The organism is Trinickia mobilis, assembly GCF_017315705.1.
Classification (GTDB): Bacteria; Pseudomonadota; Gammaproteobacteria; order Burkholderiales; family Burkholderiaceae; genus Trinickia_A; species Trinickia_A mobilis.
This window is the reverse complement of record NZ_JAFLRF010000019.1, coordinates 52,473-70,164: the sequence shown is the minus strand read 5'-3', so window position 1 is coordinate 70,164 and position 17,692 is coordinate 52,473. Positions and strand designations below refer to the sequence as shown.

The 17,692-nt window shown below is 53.2% G+C and carries 12 protein-coding genes and 1 pseudogene; 6 read left to right on the top strand and 7 right to left on the bottom strand.

Features of this window, described 5'->3' with window-relative positions:
• Positions 1–431: 431 nt before the first annotated feature.
• Together J3489_RS23330 and J3489_RS23325 are read right to left on the bottom strand one after the other, a co-directional pair.
• Positions 432–2,153 carry an ATP-binding protein gene (locus J3489_RS23330; RefSeq protein WP_207002093.1) on the bottom strand — a complete coding sequence of 574 codons (1,722 nt, stop codon included), beginning with the start codon at positions 2,151–2,153 and terminating at the stop codon, positions 432–434.
• Between the two features lie 478 nt (positions 2,154–2,631).
• A complete protein-coding gene (locus J3489_RS23325; RefSeq protein ID WP_207002091.1) occupies positions 2,632–3,096 on the bottom strand; it encodes a hypothetical protein in 465 nt (154 codons plus the stop codon).
• 741 nt (positions 3,097–3,837) lie between these two features.
• Between J3489_RS23325 and J3489_RS23320 the strand changes: the two genes are divergently transcribed.
• From J3489_RS23320 to J3489_RS23295, 6 genes and pseudogenes are all read left to right on the top strand, one after another.
• Positions 3,838–6,411, top strand: a complete 2,574-nt coding sequence (locus J3489_RS23320) for a DNA phosphorothioation-associated putative methyltransferase (RefSeq protein WP_207002089.1) — start codon at positions 3,838–3,840, stop codon at positions 6,409–6,411.
• A gap of 125 nt (positions 6,412–6,536) precedes the next feature.
• Complete coding sequence (gene dndB / locus J3489_RS23315) at positions 6,537–7,670, top strand: DNA sulfur modification protein DndB (protein WP_207002087.1); 1,134 nt, start codon at positions 6,537–6,539, stop codon at positions 7,668–7,670.
• Positions 7,667–9,196 (top strand): DNA phosphorothioation system sulfurtransferase DndC, encoded by a 1,530-nt coding sequence (dndC, locus tag J3489_RS23310; RefSeq protein ID WP_207002085.1) that lies wholly within the window; start codon positions 7,667–7,669, stop codon positions 9,194–9,196. Before dndB ends, dndC begins: the two co-directional genes overlap by 4 nt.
• 11 nt (positions 9,197–9,207) lie before the next feature.
• Positions 9,208–11,199 (top strand): DNA sulfur modification protein DndD, encoded by a 1,992-nt coding sequence (gene dndD, locus J3489_RS23305; protein ID WP_207002083.1) that lies wholly within the window; start codon positions 9,208–9,210, stop codon positions 11,197–11,199.
• Positions 11,196–11,576, top strand: a complete 381-nt coding sequence (gene dndE / locus J3489_RS23300; protein WP_207002081.1) for a DNA sulfur modification protein DndE — start codon at positions 11,196–11,198, stop codon at positions 11,574–11,576. Before dndD ends, dndE begins: the two co-directional genes overlap by 4 nt.
• Before the next feature lie 131 nt (positions 11,577–11,707).
• A pseudogene (locus J3489_RS23295) lies at positions 11,708–11,896 on the top strand (transposase); the annotation flags it as partial.
• 154 nt (positions 11,897–12,050) lie between these two features.
• On the opposite strand, the gene J3489_RS38935 reads toward J3489_RS23295, so the two are convergent.
• The 5 genes from J3489_RS38935 to J3489_RS23270 all read right to left on the bottom strand — a co-directional run bounded on the left by J3489_RS38935 (position 12,051) and on the right by J3489_RS23270 (position 17,686).
• Positions 12,051–12,548, bottom strand: coding sequence for a pentapeptide repeat-containing protein (locus tag J3489_RS38935; protein WP_374193481.1), 498 nt, complete (start codon positions 12,546–12,548; stop codon positions 12,051–12,053).
• Between the two features lie 437 nt (positions 12,549–12,985).
• Positions 12,986–14,794, bottom strand: a complete 1,809-nt coding sequence (locus tag J3489_RS23285) for a DUF262 domain-containing protein (protein WP_207002077.1) — start codon at positions 14,792–14,794, stop codon at positions 12,986–12,988.
• Between the two features lie 204 nt (positions 14,795–14,998).
• Positions 14,999–15,493, bottom strand: a complete 495-nt coding sequence (locus tag J3489_RS23280; RefSeq protein ID WP_207002076.1) for a DNA phosphorothioation-associated protein 4 — start codon at positions 15,491–15,493, stop codon at positions 14,999–15,001.
• On the bottom strand, positions 15,450–17,534 hold the full coding sequence (locus J3489_RS23275; protein ID WP_207002074.1) for an AAA family ATPase: 2,085 nt from the start codon (positions 17,532–17,534) through the stop codon (positions 15,450–15,452). Before J3489_RS23275 ends, J3489_RS23280 begins: the two co-directional genes overlap by 44 nt.
• Positions 17,531–17,686, bottom strand: coding sequence for a hypothetical protein (locus tag J3489_RS23270; protein ID WP_207002072.1), 156 nt, complete (start codon positions 17,684–17,686; stop codon positions 17,531–17,533). The genes J3489_RS23275 and J3489_RS23270 overlap by 4 nt, the downstream gene beginning before the upstream one ends.
• Positions 17,687–17,692 lie beyond the last annotated feature (6 nt).

The window sequence follows — 17,692 nt, the reverse complement described above, 5'->3', positions numbered from 1 at the left end:
AAATCACCACGTCGTACGAAGCGTCGCCCGCTTGCACTCGCAAGCGCGTGAATTGCTACTGAGACGCACCTTCTGATCTGTGGTGAGCAGAGGAGAATCGAACAATCCTGCTAGGACTAATGTGGCAAGCCGTAGCGATTTTCTTACTTTTGAAATTGCTTCACGAGGAGACTTTGAGCGCAATCACTTCAAATTGCTATTCAATTCGGCACGGTGGAGACGAAACCTTCTCACATTTTTCACGCGAAAAAGAAACCCGGTGGGTCCAATTGGCAATTAGATAGTGTCAAGCAGCATGGCCGGCCGAAATGATTAACGCGCCCCAGGCAATATCGTGGCGCCTCTTTCACCTCGTGTTAGATACCTGAAAAAGTCAACCATCTTTGAATTGTCCGCGGGCAACTGCACTCACCCGCAGACCACACTTCTCATTATGCGTTGCGTAGATACTCACGGATCAACCCGTAGGTGAACAACCCCCAGTGAGAGCGCAGCTCACCGTACGCCTCTTCCGGATCAGTGTGCATGTTCTCGGCCTTGGCGTATCCTAGGATCAACAGATCAATCGCGGATGAAAGTTTCTTGAGAAGCTCAGAGACTTCTTGTGTGTCCAATTCCTCCGGCTCTGCTTCGGACATCGCTTTGAGCGGCGTCACTATCTCGGCGAAAAACGGGTGCCGACTGTTCACCTTGACGATTGCTTTACCGGTCAGGTGCACAATCTCGAATAGCTCCTTGCCCGGCCACCCCGCATCAATTACGGTCAACGCTCGCTGATTGAAACTTTCACGGATCCATTTGGCCTTGGCGGCATCCTCGGGTTTGTTTCGGTCCAGCTTGAGATCGTGGAATAGATTGTCAAACGCCCCTTCTACTCCGTTGTCGCCATTGCCGGTATATCCAGCCTGTCCATGTGGCGCCGTGCGGTCAAACCCGTCAACTGCCCCGTGAGCCGCCAAATGGCCGTCACCGTTCGCCAGGCTTTCTTCGCGGAGAACCTCGCCCCAAAATCTGCGGATCTCTCTTCGCGCTTCCTCGACCGGCTTCTTGATTGCATTTTTAAGTTCCTCGCGGAGCTTACTGACCGGCTCGGCGCCGCGCTTTACGTTGCGAACTTGGAAATACTCATCGAGCTCAGCAGGAAACGATATCTCGACACCAATGTAGCGATCGACCTTGTCCTTTCCGCCTGGAAGCAGACGAGGAACTAAATCATAGTAGATTTCTCGTTCGTTCCTCAAGATGCTAATTTTGCTTGCGTTGTCGGGAATGTAGAGGTCAGCGAATTCTTCTCGCCCCTTGGTTGCGCGACCGCCCGCACCCCTGACGCGCCTTAATTTCTCTGGCAAAAGCGTCACGATCCAGTGGACGCTATGTCCATCGATTAGGAACGTCCCCTGGTCGACTATCGTTGCTCGAAGATCAACGCCAAACTTCTGCACCACTCTCGGGTTCTGCAAAAGAAAAAGAGGATCGTGTAGATTCACTGGTTTGCCCTCAAGCTCGATACGCAGGCCTTTGTCGATAAATTTCCTATACGCACGGGCCAAAAATCTAGTCAGATCGTGCATACGTTCGTCTGTACTGGCGCCATAGCGACCACCGCGAGGCAGCCGGTCGATCTTTCTTATAATGACAAGCGTACCCTGATCGAACGGCACGTCGTCCTTCGGATTCACCATTAGGTCTACGAACTTGTCAGGCCAACCTTCCACTTCTTCGATAGCGAGATCCTCCTGGACACCATTTTTGACGTCATCGAGGTCGAGCGCCGTTTTATAAACCTGCTCTCCGCCACGTGCCCTACTGTACACTTCCGCGCGGCGCCCTTGGCTAAGGGCCGCGAGCTTCAACCCCATGCCAAATCGACCGAGTCCCTTGCGGGAGTTATAGCGCGAGGAATAGCCCACAGACAGAACGTTCGGAAAGATCTCAGGTGAAATGCCCGCGCCATTGTCTGCGATCGCGATGTCCGTTATCGACCTATCCGAGTCGCTCTCAATTGCCTTTATGCGGATGACCACCCCGCCCGCCTCCCATGAGTTATCAACGGGTTCGCCTATTGCTGCGCTCAGGTCGAATCCGGAGTCGCGTGAGCTCTCGAGCGTTTGGTACGCCTGAGTCAAAGGGGCGCGTTGTTCAAGTACGTTCATACGTTTCTCCTCTTTGTTGAGGTGGTCACAGATCCGTCTCGACGGTTGAATCTGCAAAGTCGTTGCTCAACCGGATTCGTGCTGTTTAGGGGCATGAGACTGCAATCAATTGCACGTCAGGTCGTCCGGAATGGTCCATTTTTCAGATGCCGTATTTCCGTGCAGACGACACAGATTCGGCCACTTCCTTTGGGAGATGCCGGATGTATGAGGTTGGTGGTACATGGCTCCAAGGCATGGAACAATGCGCATTCGATGTCGAATGCGCGCGACGCATCGGAGTACAGGCCAAATCCAAAGTATTCCGCTCGCTTTACCGATGCGTGTGCCACGAGGCGGCTACGCAGGTCCTCGTCTGAACGCCCAGCGTAGACTGGCTTACCCGAAATGTAGAGCACGTAAACGCCAATTTTTCCCTGTGGAATAACGGCACGCACGAGCCAGGGCTCTAGCTTGAACAGCCGATGGTGGGTGCAGATCATACGGGCTCCTTCCACAATGCCCGAGCCCGAGCACGAGCTCGACTGAGATTCTCACGCGTCCGCGGCACAGGAAGGGACAGTCTTTCGGCGATTTCTGTTGCATCCGATCCGTCGGCGACCGCCTCGATCAGAACCTTGTCGGCGACGGCGAGCCGGGCGGTCAACTTCCCAATATCGTGCAAGACATCGAAGGTATGGCCGCATATGGAGCAGTCGACCCCGAAGTCGAGTGTCGGGAAGAACTCTTCCATGAGTTGTTGCCGACGTTTCAATTTCTTGCTCGCGTTGGAAAGAGCGTTCCGAACTTGGTGCGGTGCTGGCTCGGTGCGATGTGGATTGCCGACGAGCTCATTGAGGGCCTCTTCGGCACGGTCTGCCAACCAGAAGTTATACCCCTGGTAGCGCGCAACCTGCTTTTGCAGCATGGCGCACGCCTTAACGACGTTGGCATGCATGGGCATGATGAACTCCGTTGCTTAGCTACGTGCGCCGAAAGGTCGCGCGCGGCCGCGTTTGGAATCGACATTGCATTTGGGGGCTGGCTGAGAATGGCCACCCGATTGCTATAGGGGCGTGAGGGTGACCTTTGTTGCAAATCGCGTATCAGCCACTTTCGACCCCGTATGAGGGCTCATTTTTATTGTGCGAAGAGTCGCGGTCCGTTCGTCACCGAACAAAACCGAGGTCTCCTCAGAGTCCCCCTCAAGGCGGCAATTCTTAAGTATGACGAATTGCTCGCATACTTCACGGGGCGCCAAGAGACAGATGGCCTTGGCCGACGACCGCCGAGACTCATGAATTCGCACTCCGGCGGAAGACAGCTCGCGCGAGTTCTATTTCGAGTCGCCGGGCTCGTGAACGCCGAACGACGGCAGCGGGCTTGCGCGGATGCGTCCATTCGACTGGCTCACCTGGATGGACGCGATGGACGCCAGCTAGCCCCCCATTCTCGCTAATTGAGTTGGGCCGCTCCCTTCACGCAGGATCGGCGCAGCAGCAAACATGAACAGATCGTGCAGGCCCAAGGCACGAACTGCAACGCAAGGCGACGTTTCATGCGTCGGTGTGGGCCACAGTGTCATCCTCCCAATCGTCGACATCGAGTAATTTTCATCGGCTTTACAGGCGCACTAAGTGTGTAACCAGTCGCGTAACATGCACTTCGGTGTCGTCGCGACAATGGCATACAGGAAAGTCAGATCATGGGAAAGCTCGAACTTTCGCCCCTACTCCTTGGCTTCGGCAAGCGAGTCATGGACGATTGGTATATCCATCGAAACTGTATCGAGTTCTTGGAGGAGGAGCTCAGGACGATAATTACTGCCGCGCTGGAATCTGCCCCCATGTCTGCGTACGAACAAGCCAACGTAGTAAAGCTGAACCTCACATCCTCGCGATTGTCGCTGCTCCGATACAACGACTTTTTCGACGCCCCATTTCCAGTGCTTTTGGAATCATGGAGTCTCTCGGCAGCAGGCGAACAGACGGTTAAATACCGCTCCTATCTTGACTCACTTAACCCTCCGATTCTTCATCGTAAAGAACTGCTGCTTCTGCCGTCGCATCCACTTCGACCGAAATTTGAGGAGATCACCCGCCAAGCCGAGGCGCTTGGACTGTTTGACGAAGCAGCAACGATCGGTTTTCGGGAAGGTTGGATCCGTTTGATCGCCGACAAAGGGTACAAGATTGTCGGCTCGGACTTCGTACCTATTGGCAATGCCGAGCCTGATTCAGTCCACTCTCCTTCTGATATTTCGGAGCACGCTCCTGTATTTCGGCATCTAACGGCTCTAAGTAGGGGGAATCTATCAGCCCCCGTTCAGCTGCTGCTACGACATGCCCTGCTATCTCTCGGCAAGGAAATGTTCGACTACGGTTGTGGCAAAGGCGACGATATTGCGACCCTGAACGCCCAAGGCTACTCAGCTAGTGGCTGGGATCCGTTCTATGCGGCCGATAGTACGATAACCCGAGCCCATGCGGTCAACCTCGGATTCGTTCTAAACGTCATTGAAGAGCCTGAAGAGCGACGCGAAGCGCTACATCGGGCGTTCCATGTTGCAGATGAAGTTCTGGCCGTTGCTGTCATGTTGGGCAGCGGTGCAACGCCAGGATTTCCTTATCGTGATGGCGTACGCACCTCGCGGAACACTTTTCAGAAGTACTTTTCTCAGGCAGAGCTGAAGCAGTACGTCCAACATGAACTCGGTGAGGAGGCGTTCCTGGTTGGACCAGGTGTGTGTTTCGTGTTCAAGGACAAGAACGTTGAGCAGCGGTTCATCGCCAACCGATACCGTCGACGAGAATTGGCGAACCGCATCCTTAGGCGGCCTCACCAGGAAGCTCGCATACGAACTCGTGAACCAGTCAATGCTCTCGGACGTTTGGCAGACGACGCTCGTGCTTGGCTCGGGCGCCTCTGGGAGGTCGTCCTGGATCTGGGGAGAGTGCCTGACCGCGACGAAGTGTCATTTCTTCCGGACCTTGAAAACCATGTCGGCTCTTTCCGGCGAGCTCTACGATTTGTTGATACCGCGTTCGACCGAGACCAGTTGACCGCGGCATCCGCTGTTCGTGCCGATGATCTTCGTCTATTTTTTGCAATGGGGCACTTTACAAAGCGTCCTCCGTACAGAAGCCTCGAAACCAGGCTGCAGAGAGACATAAAGGCGTTTTTTGGCGATTACCATGCAGCGCAGGCAGAGGGCTTGCGGCTGCTAAGGGAGGCGGCCAGCCCGGATGCAATTCGCTTGGCTTGTCTGGCAGCCGCAGAGCAAGGCATGGGATGGCTCGACAAGGAGGGCGCTTTGCACCTGCATGCGACTGCGGTAGATAGGCTTCCCGTAGTCCTCCGCACATACGTCGGATGCGGTCTTCTAATATACGGGGAGGCTGGCGAGGCTCAACTGATCAAAGTCCATGCGTCATCTGGAAAGCTCACCTTGCTTGAATACGAGGAGTTCGATACATCACCTCTACCTCGCATGGCCAGGCGCATCAAAATCAACATCCGGATGCAGGACTACGATATCTTTGAATACGGCGGTAAATACGAAAAACCGCTTCTGTACTACAAGTCGCGGTACCTGAACGAAGAGTATCCGGGATATGCCGAACAACTGGCATTTGATAGCGAATTGGCACGGCTTGGACTCTTTGATCCCGATGGGCATGGGCTTACTGCACTCGCGTTCGCTGACTCGCTCGAGCTTCATCGGCGATCCATCTGTGGCTTCTCGCTTCTGCGGAGCGACAGAATCCCGCCGCTGGACCAGCCATGTGGAAAATATTTCCGCTACCGTGACTTCGTTGAGTGCGGTGAAACCCAGTTGAACACTGGCGTCGAAAATGTTCCCCGACGACCTGAATCGTTCAATGCGTTGCATGATCTGGCAAGTAAAATCCTGGACCCGATCATCGATTACTTCGGGGGCATCAAACTAACTTATGGATTCTGCTCGCACGCGTTGAGCAAACGCATAAAGACGCGCATTGCCCCTCAACTTGACCAGCACGCTGCCTATGAATGTACCTCGACAGGGAAGCTGTTTTGCGAAAGAGGCGGGGCTGCCTGCGATTTCATTGTCCCGGATGAAGACATGGAAGAGGTCAGTCGCTGGATCATGGAGAACTTGCCGTTTGACCGACTGTACTTCTATGGGAAGGGGCATCCCATACACGTCAGCTATGCGGAGGAGCCCCAAGGTGCTGCATATGAGATGCGGGAGACAACTAACGGGAGACGCATCCCGCGCCCCATGCCCCTGTACTGACCTCGCTCGCTTACTTTCGACCGTGTCGCCTATCACGACAGGGAACGAGTCTTGGTCAAAGCCCATGCGGCCGCGTCAACAAACGTTTGTGTATCCATAAACAAACTGCTAGTATTGTCTGTATTATGGCGGACAGCTTCTCATACGTTTTCCCGGCGATTCGCGGGGTGCAGGCGGGACGTGAGTACTACGTCTCCATGTGCCCTATGCGGCTATTACCCCGCCTTTTCCAGTTTGACAATGAAGAACTCGTCCCGGAGCTCAGGGCTCAGCGCACGCTGAACAAAGCCCGTATCCCGGAAATCGTCCGGTACATCGTCGAGAACAAAGACAGCTATACATTCTCGGCAATCACTGCCTCGGTAGATGGAGGGGTTGCGTTCGCCCCGCTGGGCTCCGACTCCACAACATCTTTCCGAATGGGAACACTGTCAGTTTCGATGGACGCCAAATTCATCGTGAACGATGGGCAGCATCGGCGTGCTGCGATCGAGCAAGCGCTTGCAGCCGCTCCCGAACTCGGTGATGAAACAATTGCTGTTGTTCTCTTTCTAGATCGAGGGCTGGAGCGATGCCAGCAGATGTTCGCTGACCTGAATCGCTACGCGGTCAAGCCATCTGCATCGCTTGGCATTCTCTACGACCATCGGAGCGCCGCTGCGAGCGTCGCGCGGCATCTCAGCCTAACCTCCGATGTATTCAAGAATCTCATCGAGACCGAGCGCTCATCCCTGTCGGAGCGGTCGCGCAAGCTTTTTACCCTGAGTGCCCTGCATTATTCGATCATAGAGTTGCTGACCGAGCATGAGCTGGAAAATTTCTCATCGGCCACAAAAAAGTGTCTCGAATTCTGGGAGCTTGTGGGGCAACAGATCCCTGAGTGGATCTACGTCCGGGAATCGAAGATGACCGCAGGTGAGGTGCGGCGCGACTTCATTCACTCTCACGCGATCGTATTGCAAGCCATAGGAAGAGCGGGGAAGGCCATCTTCGAGTTACCCAAGCCGGATATGGCGAAACGAATCAAAAGGCTTCGTGCTGTTGACTGGTCCCGAAAGAATGCCGCGACCTGGGAGGGTCGTGCGATGGTAGGTGGCGCAATGGCAAAGTCAGGCCAAAACATCACTCTCACGACAAGTGAGCTCAAGCGTGTACTGGGTCTTCAGCTCTCGGAAGACGAAGCTGCAGCGGAGCAGGCATTAATGGCCGCCCGGCAGGGGCCCCAACGCAAAAGACGGATAGCGAAAGGTACAACGTGACAACTTCAGCGTCTGACATCATCAAAGAGATCCAGGATCTCTATATTTCGGATCCGGTGCCCTGGATTATTGGGTACAGCGGAGGTAAGGACTCGACCGCGTCACTTCAGCTCGTCTGGAGCGCCATCGCGGCGCTTCCGAAAGAACGTCGGCACAAGACGGTTCATGTAATCAGCACGGATACTCTGGTCGAGAACCCAATCATCGCCGCGTGGGTAGAAAACTCACTTCTGCGCATCAAGCTGGCAGCAGCCAATCAGGACCTGCCCATCAAGGCCCATCGCCTTACCCCTACTCTGGAAAATAGGTTCTGGGTCAACCTCATTGGGAGAGGCTATCCTGCACCACGACCGAAGTTTCGATGGTGCACCGATCGTCTGAAGATCAGTGCATCGACGCAATTCATCCATGACCTCTCGGAATCGAGTGGAGAGGCGATTCTCGTCCTTGGACAGCGACGCGGCGAGAGTGCCGCTCGTGACAAAGTCATGGACCATTACAGCGGTAGCACGCGCGAAAGGCTAAGTCGGAATAAAGATCCCAAGCTGGCGCGGGTCTGGGTCTACTTGCCAATTGAAACGTGGAGCAGTGACGATGTTTGGGAATACATCATCACAGAACCCAACCCGTGGGGCGTAGACAATCAGGAGTTGTTTAGCATCTATCGTGGGGCCACGGCCGACTCGGAATGCCCGGTCGTAGTCGATAAATCGACTCCCAGTTGTGGTGACAGTCGCTTTGGGTGCTATGTCTGTACGATGGTCACGCAGGACAAGTCTATGCAGGCCATGATTCAGAACGATGATCAGAAGCGTTGGATGCAGCCGATTCTTGACTATCGAAATCGCTATCTGGCGGTGAAGGATCGCCCGTTGCGCGACTTCCGCCGGATGAATGGTCGTCTGACGGTCTTCAAAGACGAGCTTGTTCACGGTCCTTACACGCAGGAATACCGGGTGAAGCTTCTGCGTGAGCTCTTAAAGACCCAGAAGGATGTTCAGGAAGCAGCCCGTAGCCAGGGAAGCGGTGCAATTGAACTCATCTCGCTGGATGAACTCGATGAAATTCGGCGTATCTGGCTGGAGGAGAAGCGAGAAATTGAAGACTTCGTACCCAGCATCTATGAAGAGGCCTACGGTGAGTGTTATCCAGGTCGAGATCTCGAACCGCTACCGCTTGATCGCTCTGATCTATCCATCCTGAGGGAAGTGGCTAGTGAGCTGGATCCGGACGCATCGGACGAGCTCTACAAGCTCACCCGCTCGTTGCTTGGAACGCAGTTCCAGACTATGCAGACTCAGAAGCGCTCTAAACACCTCGATCGGCTAGAGGGCATCTTGCAGTTTCATGCTTTCCGCGATGAGGACGAGGCGCTTGAATTTGCACTGTCTGACAGTGAGGCACGCATAGACCGAGCAGAGAACAACGCATCACAAGAAGACATGGAGCCCGAGATCGCATCTATCGAGGTGGATGCTCCTGAGTTTTTGGATGAGTCCGCCGAGCAGGCGTCTCCTCGCACGTAAATTTTCTGTCCATGGCAAAAGTAACTTTTTCGAGCATTTCAATTGAGAATTTCGGACCGTTCCGGGATCGACAGACGCTCGAGCTATCGGTTTCCGCATCGCGTCCAGTTATTCTCGTCAAAGCGCTCAACGGCAGCGGGAAAACTACCCTGCTTACAGCCCTTCAAATTGGGCTCTACGGTGCCGGAGCAATTAGCTCAGGCCGGCGATCGGAATACGAGCAGCTGGTTCAATCGTTGCAGCGTGCAGATGCTGTAGGCAGTGCGGCGATCAGAGTTGATCTACTCATCGACATCGGTGGTGGCCGACAAAAAGTAACTGTCTGTCGTGAATGGGTACAACGCGATACCTTCGCGGAGCGCTTCGCCGTGCTGGTTGACGGCACTGAGGATATGGAATTCACCGCTGAGTGGGATCGTTTTATCGGCGATATCCTTCCTGCCGAACTGGTTCAATTGTTCCTGTTCGATGGAGAGAAGATTGAAGCCCTCGCGAACCCCGAGCGGCTTCCGGATCTGCTGCGGCGCGCCACTGAGGTGTTCCTGGGGATCGGTGGCATCGACGTGCTGAGCAACGATCTCAAGGCTGTAGAGCGGAGGTCCGCACTGCGCAACAAAGACGGGTCGTCCCAATACGAGTCGGCTAAAGCGAGTTTACTGGAACTGGAAAGCCAACTTGAATCGCTAGAGCATGCTCATGCCGATCAATTGCAGGAGCAAGCTGCTGCACGAAATACCTTGGATCAAGCCAGGTTGACACTGGAGCGCTACGTCGCAGAGGCCAAGAAGAATGGTCTGTCTGCATACGAGCAGGCTGCGAAAATCCGGAGCGATGCTACTAACGCGCGTATGCAGGCGAAGGCAGCTCAGCATACGGTGATTGAGGCGATGTCCGACCCGTTGCTTCCTATCGCGTGGCTTGGGGATTTGTGGGTGCGGTACCAGCAGGAATGGAGTGTCGACGAACAAAGTCGGCATGCCACATTGCTCAACGAGGAATTCAGGAAACGCGACCGCCGTATACTCGCTGCGCTAAACTCGGAAATACCTGCGACGTCGCTAGATGTTTTGAAGAATCTCCTGAAACAAGATTTGACGCAGGCAAAGAGTAGTCAGCGGAGGAAAACCGTTCTTGTTGCCGACGGCAACCCTGTGGACATAGGCGCGCATGTTGAAAACGCTCGAGTCCGTGTTCGTACTGCGGTCAAGGAACTGGATGCAACCCAACGAGCGTTGGATGTTAGTGAACGCGCTTTGGGTGAAATCCCTGCCGACGAGCAACTGGCCGATGTGCTCGTTGCTATGAAGGACAAGTCACACGCCGTAGCGAATGCAGAACAGCGCTTCGAAAATATCACCGCCGCTTTAGCGGATACACAGACTAGCTTGACTCATGTTCAGACCCGCTTGAGTGCACTTCGGTCACGAATGAACACCGAATTCAAGGATCGAGCGCTCGAAACGAAGGGGCTGGAAGCAGCAACACGTGCACGACAAGCACTTGCGCTCTTCAAAGAGCGCCTCCTCGCATCCAAGGCACAGTGGCTGTCCGGCGTGATTACGACTGAATTCCGAAATCTTCTGCGAAAGCGGAAGCTCGTATCGCAAGTAATCGTGGATCCGGTCACGTATCAGGTAGCGATCGAGGATGGAAAGGGCCAGGAACTTCCGATGGACCGCATGTCCGCGGGTGAGCGACAGATGCTTGCTATTTCGGTGCTGAGTGCTTTGATCAAGGAGCGAAAGGGCCGATTCCCTGTTGTTGTCGATACCCCGCTTGCGCGCCTCGATGGACAGCATCGAACGTCGTTGATCAAGCGGTTCTTCGCAACCGTATCGCATCAGGTGCTGGTCTTGTCGACCGATGAAGAGGTGGAAGGAGCGGCATATGATGCGCTTCGGCCCCACATGAATCGGGAATACATCCTGCATTTCGACGATGATCTGGGTCGCACGAACGTTTTGGGAGCTGATACCCGCTTGAATTCGCTGGAGGCTGCATGAGCGTCATTGAACGGGTAAAACTGACAGCAATCGCCAAGAATCAGCTGATTGCACTTAAGCGCAAGACTGGAATCGAGCACAACAATGTGCTGTGTCGGCATGCACTGTGTCTTTCGCTCGCGAACCCATCCGTTCCCCCAGAGGAAAGCTTTAATTTTGCGGGCGGACTCGAAATAGATTGGCGTACATTCACTGGGGGCAACGAGGCTGTTTATCAGAACATCCTCGTTGCGAGGTTATTGCGCGACCAGATCCAAGTCACACCAAATTCGATCAGGCAGGCCCTGCCTCTCCACGTTCACCGAGGGCTTTCGTATCTTGCGAGCCGCCGCGAAGATGACCTGCTAGTTGAACTCGCTCGGGCACTATCGAACTAATTTTCTGTTGCTATGGTAGCGGGGCCTTTTGGAACTGCGGCGTGGGAGTCGGCCGACTCGGATACTATGCTCAACACTCTGTAGCACTTCCTCGCGAGCGCGGCTTTGAGAGGGTAGGCGTCTATACACGGATAATTTCACACGCTGCCCTCAAGCAGGTCGAACTGGGCATGCCGGTGGCCGACCTAATTCGGGAACTGTGAAGCTCTGAGCAGACGTACTACCGCTGGAAGGAACAGTATGCGGGTCTGGAATCGAACCAAGTTCGCGAACTGAAGCAGTTGCAGGGCGAGAATGCCAGGCTCAAGAAGCTGGTCGCCGCCTCAGCAGACTGACGCGCCGCCGGTCGCCTCGCGCAAGCCCCCGTGGTTTATTGTGCGCTTACGAAAGTGCCACATAGAAGCGCAGTTCCGGGGGCGTCACGGGTTGGCTCGGACCAGCGCTAGCTGCGCTGGTTTGCCGATCCATGCTGTTTTAGCAAACGGTCTGGTACAACTTTGCGGCGGCCCTGGCAATGTCGATGTTTGAGCACGCTTTCTTCCGCACGTTCTCTGGTACATTTGTGCAAAGCTCCACTGCGGAAATCATAGTTGACCGCGTTCTCACGGTCTGACATGACGCTAGATTGCATTTATAAAAATGCGTACACGACCATATACTCCCGGAAAAATCACTACCAGAGAAATTCACTTCACGCAATTCTGCGTCATGAAGCGCCGCTCTTGAAAAATTGCAATTAAGAACCGAGGAATTAGATATTTTTACATCGTAGAGTTTTTTCCTTTCGAAGTTCACCTGGCGGAGCTCACACCTATCGAAAGAGATTCGTTTCATACCGGCAGCACTTGAGAAGTCAACGTCATCCAATTGGCACTCCTCAAAAATCGCGTCATTGAGGCAACAGTTCTTGAAATCACTGGACCCATCAAATTTGCACCGAAGGAATTTGCAACCTTCTAGCCCCTTTGGCATATTGTGGCCGTGAAATTGGCTTTCGATAATCAGTTTTTCTTCAACCTGTACTTTCATGTCTTCCATCTTAAGTAGTTATGCTTGTTTCACGTGACAATGTGAGACACACTCCATATTTGCCTACAGGCAAGCGGGCAGATCTCCTCACTCAGTTATCCGACGATGAGATAGAGGGCGCCGAACATGGTGCGTCGAGGTAGTAACTAGTCTTGCCAAAGTGGTAGTTGCGTATCTTTCACTGCTTCGAAATCGAGCGAGGATCCGGCGTCGAGTATGCGAAGCAACGGTTGATCCCAAGAATCAAACCTCCCATGTGGCAGAAACACCGCGACTTCCCCTTCCTGGCCGGCTCTAGCCCCCTCCGAGAACTCGGACTCAGTATCGTTGGGGCCCGTCAGATGCTTCGCTAGTGGAGGCGCTGAAATCGCAACAAAGTGTCAAGGAACAAATACCTTCAACGCCATGTCCAAAAGCCGTTCTTTATGAGCGTTCAAAGCCGCCACGTTCCAGTGGGTGCTGTCGGCAATAGTTCGATTTATCGAAATATTTGATTTTCCAAACACTGCCTTTTTCATCGAAAAATCTTGGTTTCCGATAGCGCCGTTGTCCCCTGGACCTAGGATGGTAAGATTACCCAGCGAATCAATCAAAGGCTCGAGAGCGGCATCCTTTAGAGCTGCATTCGCAGGATAGACGTGCTCGATGGTTCCATTTGAGAAGTCGAAAATTCGTGACTTGTCCATGCAGGCCGGTGATTTCTTCGCGCCTGCCGAATACCAGGCAGCGTAGTGCTCCAAGGTCATGAGAAAGTATTTGAGCGGTTTGTTACTTGTTGCGCGAGAGTATTCAAGCTCGCTCAGGCGGGTGCGGAACTTTGAGTCGTCAGCCTCAAGAGCCAATAGTTGCTCGAGTGCTTGTCGGAGCAATTTAGTTTGATAAGCTTTTGGGTTGTTGCGGATTTCCAAAGCGTGTTTCTGGTAGACCGATGTCGCTGGTCCGATATGCGCGTTAACAATTGCCTTATAACGAAAGACAAATCGCTCAAGCATTTGAACTATTTCAGCGAATTGCTTTTGTGTCAGCTGACATGCTGATACTAACAGCGGGATGCAATTCGTATGTTTCAGCTCAACCACCAGAAGCCGAAGCCGATCGGCGTCCCATTTCGACACGGGTGCCGCGAGTGTGTACGGCCAAGAACCCTCTAAGATTTTCGTCATTAACCGAAATTCAGTCTGTATTTTCAAGACAGTGTCAGTTAACTTACTTGCAGACGCTTTGCTAAGCGGCGTCTCACGGTGCATTGGAAAAAAGAAATCCAAACAGTCATCGAATAGTGTGGTCTTCCCAGGTCGAGAGCCTTTGTGAGACGAAAATAACCAGCGGAGCCCTTGCTCAATTCGCTCGGGTTCCGTCCCCAAAATATCATCCCAACTATTTTCGACGGTTTGCTGCTGAGTCGCGGTTCCTCCACTGTCCAGTACTTCCAGCGTCTTCGCCCTGAGCAATTCACCCTCTGTCAGGCCCATGCCTCGATCATTCAAGACTTGGAACAGCATGTACGCTTCTGTCCGGGTGTGGGTGGCCATGTGAATGACGGTCCAATCCTCCTCGAGAACTTCCGCTATAACTGCCAATGCCTCCGCACGCTTTTTGTCCGAATGCTCGGTCGCAACGACTTCATCCAGATGCTGCCCTATTCTTTTGTAAGCCTCCGCTAGCAATTTGTGAGATTCTCTTGTGCTGGTCGCGTGCTGATCACTTAATAACTCCGTAAAGAAGTCCTTGTCGGGCTTCGACAACTCCAAGCGAGGAATGGGGACCACTTCGAGGTTGATGGTATCCATAAACGTCTCGTATTGACTGACGAGTGTGTTAGCTTTGGCCTTCAGAAACTTTTTTAGTGGCTGGGAGCCGCTGTTGACCGATGTCGAGAGCTTTTCCATAGCTCGTCGAAGCTGGACCACAAGCATCACAAAGGACGCCAGTCGCTGCTGCCCATCAATAACCTCGAGGTTCTGGCGAGCGCTGCCGGGAAAGGGTTTCGACACGGTGACCAGTCCGCCGAAGAAATGTGGACGGGGTGTTTGCGCTTGGCGGGCTTTTCGACAAGCGTCCAAGTCCTTCAAGAAGTCATCTATTTCTTCGCTCGCCCAAGAGTAGTATCGCTGATACTTCGGAACACGAAATATTAAATTATGCGAGAACAGCTGACCTACCGACAGATGTGTGGGCTTTATATTCATTTTGTTTGTCATTTGAATGAGTTAAGTTTTTGCTTTTAATTTTGGCACTGGTCTCTACGGCCGGAAGATCGGATCACGTCAGCTCGTATGCCCTCACGCACTGGCATCAAAACAAAGGATAAGCACAGAGTCCCGTGCGGGTCCGCGCACCCGCTTATATCTAGGAGGACGCGATTAGTTGTTCTTAATACGATGCGTGAGTTCCTAGATCCTAAGTCTCGATAGATCGAGGACCTGCGTATCAGATTCCGCACGCTTTCGAAGGGAAGAGATCATCAGTAAAACCGCTTGGCTCAGGTTCACGTCTCCCCGGGTCTCATTGGCAATAATAGCCAGTCCGCCATTTGCATATTCTTCAAAAATCTCTGAGCGCCTTGCGATCATTTCTTCAGAATCCTCAAGAACAGCGGGACTTTTCTCAGCCTCAACCGCGACTAGGCAGATCAATGTGTCATATCCTTGACGATCGAACACTTCTTGTCTGATTGGCTCTCCGAGAGCTTCAGGCAACGGCTCACGTCGCTTGCGGTGCGCTCCCAACGACGCAGCAAAAGCGAGTACATCTGCCTGCGTTCGAAAGGGGCCAGTGCCGTCTTCCGACGAAAGGAGGCGTCTCATGAGTTCTTGCTTCTCTTTGGCGTATCGTATTCTTCTCTCAGCCACGATCGACCTCTCGAATTGTTGAATATTCAAACTCATTGGGGCTGCTGGTTACCAATTCGTACCGACTAGTGCCAATGTCTAGAGGTTCGTTTGGAACACCGTCACGAGGCGTCGAATATTCGACGACATACGACTTACCGATCCTAGCCCCCAACGCCGTTTCGACTTCCCCGAGCCACTGCGTGTTGGTCACCATAAGCACAACTTGATCGGCAAGTGCAGTAATATTCTCGGCCACCTGGGTTCTGTAGGTTGGCCCCAGGCTACCGAACGGTGAGTCCATTACAACGGGGTAGGTGCTAGCTTCCGGTCCAGGCAGTCGTTCCTTGCTTCTTGTGAACTCCCGCGCGACGTCTATCACGGCACCAATAAATGCCAAGCTAAGGATTTGGTTTTCTCCTTGAGAGGCCGCAACAGGGAGCATCGAGCCACCAGCGCCTTCCAAGAGACGCAAAGAATAGCCTTCAGTGATCTCCGGGACGTATGGCGTGTAGGAAATTTTGCCAAAAATGCTGCGAACCTTGTCTGTCAGCGTGCGCCGGAACGTCTCTTCAAACCGGCCCTTCGACTCCGCCAGTCGCGCGACTGCATCGGTCGTGGCGTTTAGTCGTCGTTGAGCCAAGCGTTGCTTCTCTTCGTTTTGCTGGCTCTTTCTCAACGCTGCTTCGCACTCAGCAAGTTGATCTTCCAGACCTCGCTTTAGGGTATTCGAGCTACCGATTGTTTGGTTAGCTCGCTCAATATTTTCGCCCGCTTCCGTGTGCTGCCGCTCAAGATCCTGAACCTCCTCACGAGGGCTGCCTTGGAGACGAAGATGAATTGCCTCCAATTCCGACTCGATTCTTTTGATCTGCTCGCGATCTCCAGCGATTCTCTTTTGAAAGGCTTCACTTTGATCCCAAAACGTATCTTGGTCTAAGCGGATTCGTCGCACTTCCCCGCCCATCCGGATCGCCTTGTCTTCAACATCAACGAGCCCCGCGCGCTGTTTCCACCTCTCGACGGCGCAGTGCGCTATGTGATCCACAGAGGGATTGAGCGTTCGCTCACAGATGCATTCGCCGCGATTCAAAAGATCATCCACAAATTGCCGCTTAATTCCCGCAGGTAGTTCCCCTTTCTGACGAAGATTCTCGATTAGGTTCAAATATGTGTCAGATACATCACCGAGAAACACCTTATATCCATCAGCGTTCACCAACTCGTTCAACTGCTGCTTTGTCGTATCCAGTGCGTCGGAGTATGTCCTGTGCTCACCATTTAGGTGATCGCGACGAGCTTGATCACTCTTAATGTCCTCGAGTTGTCCAAGGCGCTTTGATAGCTCTCGCTGTCTAAGGCGAAACCCTTTCAAGTTGCGCTCTGTCTGCGCAAAGGTCTCTTCGACCGCCCTTAATTCCTCTTCGATCTGGCTCTTCTTCCGAAGAATTCCTTTTGTTGTTTCGTCGCCAACGACTTCGAGCTCGCGCTCCAGGGTCTTCTTCGCGGACGTCAGGTGACGTATTGCCCGCTCAACAACTTCCAGGCCGAGAATTTTTTTCGTCGCATTGGCGATGTTAGCTTGATCTTCAGCAGACGGCTGCACAATGCGTTCGATACGCTCGCCATCGAAGAAAAAATATGTATGGAGATCCTGAGGCAACACCCTTCCGATGACATCGGCGATGTTCGTTTCTGGACGCCACGTCCCGGATTCATCGGTCCACATGAATTCACGACGCGGTTCACCTTTTGACACGACCTCGGTGTCACTATCGCCGCGTATTGCGTCTACCATCTTGCGAAGTGAATACTCGCGACCCAGATGTTCGAATTTCAGATGAACCCACGCGTTAATGGTCGAACCCGGCGCAGCTTCACGGATTGCTCGCTTATTTATAATTTGATCCGGAAACAAAAAACCTTTGCTTACCGCATCGTATAATGTCCATGTAAACGCGTTAAGGAAAGTCGTTTTCCCCCCTCCGTTCGTAGCATGTATAACCGTGACGTTCTTCTTGCCTTGTGAGAATTTGATTACCGGAGACGATCCAAAGAATTGACGGAAGTTGTGCAATTGAAGCTCGAGCAATATCATTTCACAATCTCCTTGATAATTTTTATTATATCGTCGTTGATATGCGGCTTCTCCTGATAAAGCCGCTCGGCCTCGATTGTTAATACCTGAGCAATAATTTCGCGCACGTCCTTCGGGTCACGTGTCAGTGGTTCCATGGGATCCGGATGCATTTTGGC